Source organism: Brevundimonas sp. (assembly GCF_036963785.1).
In the GTDB taxonomy this organism is placed as follows: domain Bacteria; phylum Pseudomonadota; class Alphaproteobacteria; order Caulobacterales; family Caulobacteraceae; genus Brevundimonas.
On record NZ_JBALUS010000006.1, the window covers coordinates 110,810 to 120,420 of the forward strand.

Below are 9,611 nucleotides of genomic sequence, written 5' to 3' on the forward strand. Positions count from 1 at the left end.
TTGATGCCTAGATCTGGTCGTCGAACTTCTTGGCCAGGTCTTCGATGTTTTCCGGCGGCCAGTTGGGCACATCCATGCCCAGGCTGAGGCCCATGGTCGCCAGCACTTCCTTGATCTCGTTCAGCGACTTGCGGCCGAAGTTCGGGGTGCGAAGCATTTCGCCCTCGGTCTTCTGGATCAGGTCGCCGATGTAGACGATGTTGTCGTTCTTCAGGCAGTTGGCCGAGCGGACCGACAGTTCCAGTTCGTCGACCTTCTTCAGCAGGGCCGGGTTGAACGGCAGTTCGGGCTTGCCGTCCGACTGCTCGACCACGGCCTTGGGCTCGTCGAAGGTGATGAAGATCTGCAGCTGGTCCTGGAGGATGCGCGAGGCGAAGGCCACGGCGTCCACCGGCGAGACCGCACCATTGGTCTCCACTTCCAGAACAAGCTTGTCATAGTCCAGCGACTGGCCCTGACGGGTCGGCTCGACCCGGTAGGCGACGCGCTTGACCGGCGAATACAGGGCGTCGACGGCGATCAGGCCGATCGGCGCGTCTTCCGGACGGTTGGCTTCCGACGCGACATAGCCCTTGCCGTTCTGGACGGTCAGTTCCATGCGCACCGAGGCGCCGTCGTCCAGCGTGCACAGCACGTGGTCGGGGTTCAGCACTTCGATGTCGTGCGGAACCTCGATCTGGCCGGCGGTCACGGGGCCCGGACCGGTCGCCTTCAGCATCATGCGCTTCGGACCTTCCGAGTGCATGCGCAGGGCCAGTTGCTTGATGTTCAGCACGATGTCGACCACGTCCTCGCGCACGCCTTCCAGCGACGAGAACTCGTGAACCACACCATCAATCTGGATCGCGGTGACCGCGGCGCCTTGCAGCGACGACAGCAGCACGCGGCGAAGGGCATTGCCGAGCGTCACGCCGAAACCGCGCTCGAGAGGCTCGGCCACCAGGCGCGCCTTGCGCAGCGGGTCGGTGCCGGTCTCGATTTGCGGTTTCTCGGGACGGATCAGCTCTTGCCAGTTTCTTTCGATCATAGGGTCCCTCGAACGGGTTTCGTCGATCTGGAAAGTCCGCGATTGCGGACAGCCCGACCAACGGGAAAAGAGTGCTTCAGCGGGCCTTAGACGCGGCGGCGCTTGGGCGGACGGCAACCGTTGTGCGGCATCGGCGTGACGTCACGGATGGTGGTGATGGTCATGCCGGCGGCCTGCAGGGCACGCAGGGCCGATTCCCGACCGGAACCGGGGCCCGAGACGTTCACTTCCAGCGTCTTGACGCCGTGCTCGCTGGCCTTCTTGGCTGCGTCCTCGGCGGCCATCTGGGCCGCATAAGGGGTCGACTTACGCGAGCCCTTGAACCCCATGTGACCGGCCGAGGACCAGGAAATCGCGTTTCCCTGGGCGTCGGTGATGGTGATCATGGTGTTGTTGAACGACGCGTTCACGTGGGCGACGCCCGAGGTGATGTTCTTGCGCTCGCGCTTCTTTACGCGACCCGGTTCCTTGGCCATGTGTCTGTCTTACTTCTTCTTGCCGGCGATCGGCTTGGCGGGACCCTTGCGGGTGCGGGCGTTGGTGTGGGTGCGCTGACCGCGGACCGGCAGGCCCTTGCGGTGACGCAGGCCGCGATAGCAGGCCAGGTCCATCAGACGCTTGATGTTCATCGACGTCTCGCGGCGCAGGTCGCCCTCGACCGTATGGTCGGCGTCGATCGTCTCGCGGATCTGCAGGACCTCGGCGTCCGTCAGGTCATTGACCCGGCGCGCGGCTTCGATGCCCACCTTTTCGGTGATGTCCTTGGCGGCGGCGGGGCCGATGCCATGGATGTACTGAAGCGCGATGACAACGCGCTTGTTGGTCGGAATGTTGACGCCAGCGATACGGGCCACGAATATCTCCAATAACGCGTTTCCAGACGCAGAAACCGCTCCGGTCAACAGACCAGGAGCGTGTCGCGTCCTTCGCGGAAGCGCGCCTTATACAGGGGATTCACGCGCCGTCAACGGTTGTGGCGCGCTTCAGGGTGCATTGCGCCCGAAGCGGATGGTTATCACAGCCCGCAGATCAAAGTCAGGGCGCCCGTCGACCATGGCCGGGCGGAACCGGTATTCGGCAACCGCTGCGGCGATGCCGGCCGCGCCAAATCCCTGCCCGGCGGGCGTCTCGCTCAGGACCCGGCATTGATCCAGCATCGTGTCCTGACGGATCCGGCAGCTGACGACGGCGGTGCCGGACACGCCCCGACGCAAGGCTTCGCGCGGATGATAGGGCCGCAGCGCATCGAGGCGGGGCTCGCGCAGGTTCCGCGGGCCGGTGCGCGTGCCGGCACCGGGACCGGAGCCTTCGCCTGTACCGGTACCCGTGCCCGTCCCCTGCCCGCCCAGTCCCTGACCCGGCGTGGGCGTCGGCAGCGGCGCAATGCCGACCTGGGGCGCGGGCTCCGGTGCGGGTTCGGGCGGAGCGAGAAGCTCGCGCTCGATCTCCGGCGGGGGCTCGGGCGGTTGATGGACGACCGAGGGGCTGGCCGGAGCCCCTCCCCCGGTCTCCACAGCCGGCTCGGCCGGGGGTGGCGGCGGCGGAGGGGGCGGCTCGGGCGCATAGAGGAAGACGTCAATCGTCTTCAGCGGCGCCTCGGGCGGGGACGGCGTCGAGCGACTGACCGCCAGCAGGATCAGGCCGTGAACGGCCAGCGCCACCGCCATGGCACCGCTCCAGCGGGACGCCCGGCGTTGTCGCGCAGACAAAGAGGAAAAGGACAGGCCCATCGGCCCAGCTTAACGCCCGAAACCGGCTTCGGTCGCCTGTTGCGATCAGGCGTCGGCGAGAACCGTATCGATCGCCCCGGCAACGGCGTCGATCGAGGCCATGCCGTCGATCTCGACCAGCTTGCCCTGCCCCTCGTAATAGGGAAGCAGCGGCGCCGTCTGGCGGTTATAGGCTTCCAGCCGCACGCGGAAACTCTCGGGGTTGTCGTCCGGACGGCCTTGTTCGGCATAGCGCTGGGCGATGCGGGCCTTCAGCGCCTCGTCATCGACCTTCAGGCGGACCACCCGGTCGATGGTCGAACCGCGGCGGGCCAGCATGGCATCCAGGGCCTGGGCCTGGGCCACTGTGCGGGGAAAGCCGTCGAAGATGGCGCCGCCGGCGGCTTCGGCTTCATCCAGCCGCGCCTCGATCAGGGCCACGACGATCTCGTCGGTGACCAGTTCGCCACGTTCCATGATCCCCTTGACCGTCTGGCCGAGGTCCGAGCCGGAGGCGATGGCGGCGCGCAGCATGTCGCCGGTCGACAGCTGGACCATGCCCCGCGTCTCGACCAGCCGCTTGGCCTGGGTGCCTTTGCCGGCCGCAGGCGGCCCGAACAGGATCAGGTTCATGACGTTCCCTTTCCGGCCTAGCGCCGTGCGGGCGCCGGCATGCCGCCCCGGCCGCCGCCGCCGCGTCCGCGCAGCTTGGCCTTCTTGATCAGCCCCTCGTACTGGTGCGCCAGCAGGTGCGACTGGATCTGCGCCACCGTATCCATGGTCACCGAGACCACGATCAGGATCGAGGTGCCGCCGAACAGCAGGCCGCCCATCGAGCTGGCCATGAATTCGGGCAGCAGGCAGACGGCGGTGATGTAGGCCGCGCCGATCACCGTCAGGCGGGTCAGCACATAGTCCAGATACTCGGCCGTGCGCTTGCCCGGACGGATGCCCGGCAGGAACCCGCCGTATTTGCGCAGGTTCTCGGCCGTGTCCTCGGGATTGAAGGTGATCGAGGTGTAGAAGAAGCAGAAGAAGATGATCAGGAAGGCGTACAGCGCCATGAACAGCGGCTGTCCGTGCGACATCTGCGCGGTCACGAACGGCAGCCAGCCCATCCACGACGGCAGGTCCGCATTGGCCGTCATCTGGGCCACCGTCGCCGGCAGCAGCAGCAGGGACGAGGCGAAGATCGGCGGAATGACGCCCGCGGCATTGACCTTCAGCGGCAGGAAGCTGCGCTCCCCCCCGGCCATGCGGTTGCCTTCCTGGCGTTTCGGATACTGGATCAGCAGCCGGCGCTGGGCCCGCTCCATGAAGACGATGAAGACCACGGTGGCGATCGCAAGCGCGCCCAGGAACAGCAGCAGGAAGGCCGACATCTGGCCTTGCTGGGCCAGACCCAGCAGTCGCGCGACGCTGGACGGCAGAACCGCGACAATACCGGCGAAGATGATCAGCGAGATACCGTTGCCGACGCCGCGCGCCGTCACCTGCTCACCCAGCCACATCAGGAACATGGTGCCGCCGGTCAGGGTCACGACAGTCGAAACGATGAAGAAGATACCCGGCGCATCGACCAGATTCGGCTGGGCGTTGAGGCCCACGGCGATCCCCAGCGACTGCATCAGCGCCAGCAGGACGGTCAGATAGCGGGTGTACTGGTTCAGCTGCTTGCGGCCGGCCTCGCCACCTTCCTTCTTCAGCTTCTCCCAGGGCGGATAGACCGCGCCCATCAGCTGCACGATGATCGACGCCGAGATGTAGGGCATGACGTTCAGGGCGAACACGGCCATGCGCTCGACCGCGCCGCCGGAGAACATGTTGAACATGTCCAGGATGCCGCGCTGGCCGTCCGGGTTCTGGAAGAACTGCAGGAAGGCCTCGGAATTGATCCCGGGGATCGGCACGAACGTCCCGATCCGGTAAACCAGCAAGGCGCCCAGCGTGAAGAGCAGACGCTTGTGCAGCTCGGTCGCTTTCGCGAACGAGCCGATGTTCATATTGGCAGCAAGTTGTTCGGCGGCCGAAGCCATAGCGGTTTACCCCGACGTTTCAGTCCAAGACCGGCCGCAAGCGACCGGGTGCCCATTCCCAGATAGGCGAAGGGCGGCCTCTTAGCGAGACCGCCCCGGCGGGTTTATTTTTCAGCCTTGTCCGCAGCCTGGCGGCGGGACCGGGCCGAGACCTTGTTGGCGTCGCCGCGCGGCGCCTTGGCGGGGGGAGCCTTGCCCTTGGCGGCATTGCGCTTCTCGATGCGCGCGGCGGCCTTGGCTTCAGCGGCGATCCGCTCCTGAACGACGGTTCCGCCGGCGGCCTCGATGGCCTTGACCGCGCCGGCCGAGGCCGACCAGACGACCAGGTTCAGCTTGGCCTTCAGCTCACCGGTGCCCAGCACGCGCACGCCGTCCTTGGTGCGACGCAGCACACCGGCAGCCACCAGGGCATCGCCGTTGATTTCGTTCTTGATGTCCAGCTTCTTGGCATCCACGGCGTCCTGCAGACGCCACAGGTTCACCTCGGCCAGCTTCAGCGCGCCGGGGTTGTTGAAGCCGCGCTTGGGCATGCGCATGTACAGCGGCATCTGCCCGCCTTCGAAGCCCAGCAGGCTGACGCCCGTCCGCGACTTCTGACCCTTGACGCCGCGGCCCGAGGTCTTGCCCTTGCCGGAACCGGGGCCCCGGCCGACGCGCATGCGCTTCTTGTGAGCGCCTTCGTTGTCACGGATTTCGTTCAGTTTCATGTGCCTGATCCTTTCGGGTGCTAGCGCCTGGCAAGGCCAGACTCGGCGTTGAAAAAAGAAAGTGGCGAGTGGCGAGTGATGAGTGCCGAGTCAAGCAAAATCGGATGAACCGACCCCCTGCCTACTCGTCACACGCCACTCACCACTCGCCACTTCGCGTAGCGAATTCGCTTACTTTTCGACCACTTCGACCATGTGCGCGACCTTGGCGATCATGCCACGGACGGCCGGGGTGTCTTCCAGGGTCGATTCACGACCCATGCGGTTCAGACCCAGACCCATCAGGGTGGCGCGCTGATCCGACTTGCGACGGATCGGGCTGCCGGTCTGGCGGATGGTGACGGTGGAGGTGTCTTTCTTGGCCATGATCAGCTCTCGACGGCTTCCGGCGCCGAAGCACCGTCATTGCGACGTCCCATCAGATCCGCAACCTTCTTGCCGCGCTTGGACGCGATCTGGCGCGGCGAGGACTGGACCTTCAGCGCTTCAAAGGTGGCACGGATCATGTTGTACGGGTTGGACGAACCGGTCGACTTGCCGACCACGTCCTGCACGCCCAGGGTTTCCAGAACGGCCCGCATCGGACCGCCCGCGATCACGCCGGTGCCGGGAGGCGCCGAGCGGACCATGATCTTGCCGGCGCCCCAACGGCCGTTGCCGTCGTGGTGCAGGGTGCGGTTCTCGCGAAGCGGAACGCGGATCATCGTCTTCTTGGCTTCTTCCGTCGCCTTGCGGATGGCTTCCGGCACTTCGCGCGCCTTGCCATGACCGAAGCCGACACGGCCCTTGCCGTCGCCGACGACCATCAGGGCCGCGAACGAGAACCGGCGGCCGCCCTTCACAGTGGCCGCGACGCGGTTGATGTGAACCAGCTTTTCGATGATGTCCGAATCCGGACCGTCGGCCTGGGGAGCGTTGCGGTTGTCACGACGATTGCGATCGTTGCCGCCGCCGCCGCGTTGGGGTTGATGCGCCATGCTGCGGTTCCTTAGAAGTTCAGGCCGGCTTCACGCGCGGCATCCGCCAGCGCCTTCACCCGACCGTGATAGATGTAGCCGCCCCGGTCGAAAACGACGTCGGTGACGCCTTTTTCCTTGGCGCGGTCGGCGATCAGCTTGCCGATACGCGCCGCAGCGGCGGTGTCGGAGCCCTTCTGCTTCTTGCCCTTTTCGCCTTCCAGCGACGAGGCAGCAACCAGGGTGACGCCGTTGGCGTCGTCGATGATCTGGGCCGAGATGTTCTTGTCCGACCGGTGAACCGACAGGCGCATGCGACCGTTCGCGACCGCCTTGAGGCGACGACGGGTGCGCTCGGAGCGACGCTTGGCATTCTGTTTGAGCGTAGTGGCCATGACTTACTTCTTCTTGCCTTCCTTGCGCCGGACCTTCTCGCCCGCATAGCGCACACCCTTGCCCTTGTAGGGCTCCGGCGGACGCAGCTTGCGGATGACGGCGGCGATCTGACCGACGGCCTGCTTGTCATTGCCCGAGATCTTCACTTCGGTCTGCTTGGGCACGGCAAAGGTGATGCCGGCCGGCGGAGCGATGTCGATCTCGTGCGAGAAGCCGAGTTGCAGCGACAGCGACTGGCCCTTCAGGGCGGCGCGATAACCGACGCCGACCAGTTCCAGGGTGCGCTCGAAGCCATCGGTGACCCCGATGACCATGTTGTCGACCAGGGTCCGCGACAGACCCCACATGGCGCGGGCACGCTGGGTGTCCGCACGCGGGGCCAGGCTCAGACCGTCGTCACCCTGGGTGACCTCGATCTCTTCGGCCACGGTCCACGAGCGCTCGCCCTTGGGGCCCTTCACCACGATGGTCTGGCCGTCGATGTTGACGGTCACACCCTTCGGGATGGCGATGGTTCTTTTACCGATACGGGACATCTTAGTAGACCCTGCAGAGGACTTCGCCGCCGACGTTGGCGTCGCGGGCAGCCGTGTCAGACATGACGCCCTTGGAAGTCGAAAGGATCGAGATGCCGAGGCCGTTCTTGATCGGCTTCAGGTCGGTGATCGCGGAGTAAACGCGGCGGCCCGGCTTGGACACGCGGCTGATCTCGGCGATGACCGGCTGGCCGTCGAAGTACTTCAGCTCAATCTCGAACTGCGGGAACTCGCCGGGGTTCTGAACCAGCGAATAGCCGCGGATGTAGCCTTCGTCCTTGAGCACGTCGAGGACGCGCTGACGCAGACGCGAGGCCGGGGTGAGCACCTTGGAACGCTTGCGGGTCGCCGCGTTCTTGATGCGAGCGATCATGTCGCTCAGGGGATCGTTGATCATCATGGCGTTTTTCCCCTTACCAGCTCGACTTGGTCAGGCCGGGGATCTGACCCTTGTTGCCCAGTTCGCGCAGCGCGATACGGCTCATCTTGAGCTTGCGATAATAGGCGCGCGGACGGCCCGTCACCTCGCAGCGGTTGCGGATACGGCTGGGCGCGGAGTTGCGCGGCAGAGCGGCCAGCTTGAGGCGCGCTTCGAAGCGTTCCTCCAGGGGCAGCGATTCATCGTTGGCGGTCGCCTTGAGGGCGGCCCGCTTCGCGGCATACTTCGCAACAAGCTGCTTGACGTGCTCGTTCCGGTTTACGGCGCTTTTCTTAGCCATTGTGCTTTTCCTTTCCCGCTCAGTTCACGAACGGGAATTTGAATTCGGTGAGGAGAGCCTTGGCCTCTTCATCCGTTTTGGCCGTGGTGCAGACGATAATGTCCATGCCCCACATCTGGTCGATCTGGTCGTAGTTGATCTCCGGGAACACGATGTGCTCCTTGAGGCCCATCGCATAGTTGCCGCGACCGTCGAACGAGGTGCCCTTCAGGCCCCGGAAGTCCTTCACGCGCGGCAGCGCGATGGTGATCAGCCGGTCCAGGAACTCGTACATCTGGTCGCCGCGCAGCGTGACCTTGCCGCCGATGACCATGCCTTCGCGCAACTTGAAGCCGGCGATGGAGTTACGGGCCTTGGTCGGCACGGCCTTCTGGCCGGCGATCGCGGTCAGGTCCTTGAGCGCGGCGTTGGCCTTCTTGGAGTCGGCCACAGCTTCACCGATGCCCATGTTCAGGACGATCTTGTCCAGGCGGGGCATCTGCATCGGGTTGGTGTAGCCGAACTTCTCGGCCAGCACGCCCTTGATGCGCTCGTTGTACTCGCCCTTCAGGCGCGGGGTGTATTTGGTGTCGGCCATCAGATGACGTCTCCCGTCGTCTTGGCGAAGCGAACCTTCTGGTCGTTCTCCACCTTGAAGCCCACGCGGGTCGCCTTGCCGTTGGCGTCAGCGATCGCGACGTTCGACAGGTGAAGCGAGGCTTCCTTGTTCTTGATGCCGCCCTGCGGATCAGCCTGGGTCGGGCGCGTGTGGCGCTGAACCATGTTGATGCCTTGCACGACGACGCGGTTTTCGGTCGGCAGAACCTTCAGCACCTTGCCGGTGCGTCCCTTGTCCTTGCCTGCCAGGACGACGACGGTGTCGCCCGATTTGATCTTGGCGGCCATGGTTACAGGACCTCCGGAGCCAGCGAGATGATCTTCATGTGGTTCTTGGCGCGCAGCTCGCGCGGAACCGGGCCGAAGATGCGGGTGCCGACCGGCTCGTTCTGCTTGTTGACGATCACGGCAGCCGACTTGTCGAAGCGGATAACCGAGCCATCCTTGCGCTGGATGTCTTTGGCCGTCCGGACGACGATGGCGCGCACGACGTCACCCTTCTTCACCCGGCCGCGCGGAATCGCTTCCTTGACCGAGGCGACGATGGTGTCACCAACCGAGGCGTAGCGACGCTTCGCGCCGCCCAGCACCTTGATGCACATGACCCGGCGAGCGCCCGAATTGTCGGCCACCTCCAGGTTAGTTTGCATCTGGATCATGGGATCCGATCCTTCTGAGTTACGAGGCCGAGGCGGTGGAAAGAACTTCCCAACGCTTCAGCTTGGACTTCGGGGCGCACTCGACGATGCGGGCCAGGTCACCGACCTTGAGGGCATTCGCTTCGTCGTGGGCGTGATACTTCTTGGACAGACGCACGGTCTTCTTCAGGACCGGGTGCAGCAGGGTGCGCTCGACCTTGACGACGACAGTCTTGTCGCCCTTGTCGGAGACGACCACGCCTTCGAGAATTCGTTTCGGCATCTTCGTT

General features: G+C 65.0%; 17 protein-coding genes. All 17 read right to left on the reverse strand.

Annotated elements, in window-relative coordinates; genetic code table 11:
• Positions 1 to 7: 7 nt before the first annotated feature.
• Positions 8 to 1,027, reverse strand: a complete 1,020-nt coding sequence (locus tag V7672_RS13255) for a DNA-directed RNA polymerase subunit alpha (protein ID WP_322257331.1) — start codon at positions 1,025 to 1,027, stop codon at positions 8 to 10.
• Positions 1,028 to 1,113: 86 nt separating this feature from the next.
• The gene (gene rpsK / locus V7672_RS13260) at positions 1,114 to 1,503 is read right to left on the reverse strand and encodes a 30S ribosomal protein S11 (protein WP_305641558.1); all 390 of its coding nucleotides are present in this window, start codon (positions 1,501 to 1,503) and stop codon (positions 1,114 to 1,116) included.
• Between the two features lie 9 nt (positions 1,504 to 1,512).
• Complete coding sequence (gene rpsM / locus V7672_RS13265; RefSeq protein WP_335625065.1) at positions 1,513 to 1,881, reverse strand: 30S ribosomal protein S13; 369 nt, start codon at positions 1,879 to 1,881, stop codon at positions 1,513 to 1,515.
• 129 nt (positions 1,882 to 2,010) lie between these two features.
• Positions 2,011 to 2,694: an energy transducer TonB gene (locus V7672_RS13270; protein ID WP_335625066.1), complete on the reverse strand. Its 684-nt coding sequence runs from the start codon at positions 2,692 to 2,694 to the stop codon at positions 2,011 to 2,013.
• A gap of 108 nt (positions 2,695 to 2,802) precedes the next feature.
• A complete protein-coding gene (locus tag V7672_RS13275; protein ID WP_123285838.1) occupies positions 2,803 to 3,369 on the reverse strand; it encodes an adenylate kinase in 567 nt (188 codons plus the stop codon).
• 17 nt (positions 3,370 to 3,386) lie between these two features.
• Positions 3,387 to 4,772: a preprotein translocase subunit SecY gene (gene secY, locus V7672_RS13280; protein ID WP_335625067.1), complete on the reverse strand. Its 1,386-nt coding sequence runs from the start codon at positions 4,770 to 4,772 to the stop codon at positions 3,387 to 3,389.
• Between the two features lie 104 nt (positions 4,773 to 4,876).
• Positions 4,877 to 5,479, reverse strand: a complete 603-nt coding sequence (gene rplO / locus V7672_RS13285; RefSeq protein ID WP_123285840.1) for a 50S ribosomal protein L15 — start codon at positions 5,477 to 5,479, stop codon at positions 4,877 to 4,879.
• A 171-nt stretch (positions 5,480 to 5,650) separates the two neighbouring features.
• On the reverse strand, positions 5,651 to 5,845 hold the full coding sequence (gene rpmD, locus V7672_RS13290) for a 50S ribosomal protein L30 (protein ID WP_305489826.1): 195 nt from the start codon (positions 5,843 to 5,845) through the stop codon (positions 5,651 to 5,653).
• A gap of 2 nt (positions 5,846 to 5,847) precedes the next feature.
• The gene (gene rpsE / locus V7672_RS13295; RefSeq protein ID WP_335625068.1) at positions 5,848 to 6,456 is read right to left on the reverse strand and encodes a 30S ribosomal protein S5; all 609 of its coding nucleotides are present in this window, start codon (positions 6,454 to 6,456) and stop codon (positions 5,848 to 5,850) included.
• A gap of 11 nt (positions 6,457 to 6,467) precedes the next feature.
• Positions 6,468 to 6,830 (reverse strand): 50S ribosomal protein L18, encoded by a 363-nt coding sequence (gene rplR / locus V7672_RS13300; protein WP_305489823.1) that lies wholly within the window; start codon positions 6,828 to 6,830, stop codon positions 6,468 to 6,470.
• A gap of 3 nt (positions 6,831 to 6,833) precedes the next feature.
• Positions 6,834 to 7,367, reverse strand: a complete 534-nt coding sequence (gene rplF, locus V7672_RS13305; protein WP_335625069.1) for a 50S ribosomal protein L6 — start codon at positions 7,365 to 7,367, stop codon at positions 6,834 to 6,836.
• Between the two features lies 1 nt (position 7,368).
• On the reverse strand, positions 7,369 to 7,767 hold the full coding sequence (gene rpsH / locus V7672_RS13310; protein ID WP_123285845.1) for a 30S ribosomal protein S8: 399 nt from the start codon (positions 7,765 to 7,767) through the stop codon (positions 7,369 to 7,371).
• Between the two features lie 13 nt (positions 7,768 to 7,780).
• Positions 7,781 to 8,086: a 30S ribosomal protein S14 gene (rpsN, locus tag V7672_RS13315; RefSeq protein ID WP_123285846.1), complete on the reverse strand. Its 306-nt coding sequence runs from the start codon at positions 8,084 to 8,086 to the stop codon at positions 7,781 to 7,783.
• 19 nt (positions 8,087 to 8,105) lie between these two features.
• Complete coding sequence (rplE, locus tag V7672_RS13320) at positions 8,106 to 8,663, reverse strand: 50S ribosomal protein L5 (RefSeq protein WP_335625070.1); 558 nt, start codon at positions 8,661 to 8,663, stop codon at positions 8,106 to 8,108.
• A complete protein-coding gene (gene rplX, locus V7672_RS13325) occupies positions 8,663 to 8,971 on the reverse strand; it encodes a 50S ribosomal protein L24 (protein ID WP_123285848.1) in 309 nt (102 codons plus the stop codon). The genes rplE and rplX overlap by 1 nt, the downstream gene beginning before the upstream one ends.
• A 2-nt stretch (positions 8,972 to 8,973) precedes the next feature.
• Positions 8,974 to 9,342, reverse strand: coding sequence for a 50S ribosomal protein L14 (rplN, locus tag V7672_RS13330; protein WP_123285849.1), 369 nt, complete (start codon positions 9,340 to 9,342; stop codon positions 8,974 to 8,976).
• Between the two features lie 19 nt (positions 9,343 to 9,361).
• On the reverse strand, positions 9,362 to 9,604 hold the full coding sequence (gene rpsQ / locus V7672_RS13335; RefSeq protein WP_168049152.1) for a 30S ribosomal protein S17: 243 nt from the start codon (positions 9,602 to 9,604) through the stop codon (positions 9,362 to 9,364).
• Positions 9,605 to 9,611 lie beyond the last annotated feature (7 nt).

Bases quoted from the DNA above. Each gene is read 5' to 3' on its own strand.
- V7672_RS13255 (WP_322257331.1), bottom strand. From the start codon at position 1,027: ATGATCGAAAGAAACTGGCAAGAGCTGATCCGTCCCGAGAAACCGCAA.
- rpsK (WP_305641558.1), bottom strand. From the start codon at position 1,503: ATGGCCAAGGAACCGGGTCGCGTAAAGAAGCGCGAGCGCAAGAACATC.
- V7672_RS13270 (WP_335625066.1), bottom strand. From the start codon at position 2,694: ATGGCGGTGGCGCTGGCCGTTCACGGCCTGATCCTGCTGGCGGTCAGT.
- V7672_RS13275 (WP_123285838.1), bottom strand. From the start codon at position 3,369: ATGAACCTGATCCTGTTCGGGCCGCCTGCGGCCGGCAAAGGCACCCAG.
- secY (WP_335625067.1), bottom strand. From the start codon at position 4,772: ATGGCTTCGGCCGCCGAACAACTTGCTGCCAATATGAACATCGGCTCG.
- rplO (WP_123285840.1), bottom strand. From the start codon at position 5,479: ATGAAACTGAACGAAATCCGTGACAACGAAGGCGCTCACAAGAAGCGC.
- rpmD (WP_305489826.1), bottom strand. From the start codon at position 5,845: ATGGCCAAGAAAGACACCTCCACCGTCACCATCCGCCAGACCGGCAGC.
- rpsE (WP_335625068.1), bottom strand. From the start codon at position 6,456: ATGGCGCATCAACCCCAACGCGGCGGCGGCGGCAACGATCGCAATCGT.
- rplR (WP_305489823.1), bottom strand. From the start codon at position 6,830: ATGGCCACTACGCTCAAACAGAATGCCAAGCGTCGCTCCGAGCGCACC.
- rplF (WP_335625069.1), bottom strand. From the start codon at position 7,367: ATGTCCCGTATCGGTAAAAGAACCATCGCCATCCCGAAGGGTGTGACC.
- rpsH (WP_123285845.1), bottom strand. From the start codon at position 7,767: ATGATGATCAACGATCCCCTGAGCGACATGATCGCTCGCATCAAGAAC.
- rpsN (WP_123285846.1), bottom strand. From the start codon at position 8,086: ATGGCTAAGAAAAGCGCCGTAAACCGGAACGAGCACGTCAAGCAGCTT.
- rplE (WP_335625070.1), bottom strand. From the start codon at position 8,663: ATGGCCGACACCAAATACACCCCGCGCCTGAAGGGCGAGTACAACGAG.
- rplX (WP_123285848.1), bottom strand. From the start codon at position 8,971: ATGGCCGCCAAGATCAAATCGGGCGACACCGTCGTCGTCCTGGCAGGC.
- rplN (WP_123285849.1), bottom strand. From the start codon at position 9,342: ATGATCCAGATGCAAACTAACCTGGAGGTGGCCGACAATTCGGGCGCT.
- rpsQ (WP_168049152.1), bottom strand. From the start codon at position 9,604: ATGCCGAAACGAATTCTCGAAGGCGTGGTCGTCTCCGACAAGGGCGAC.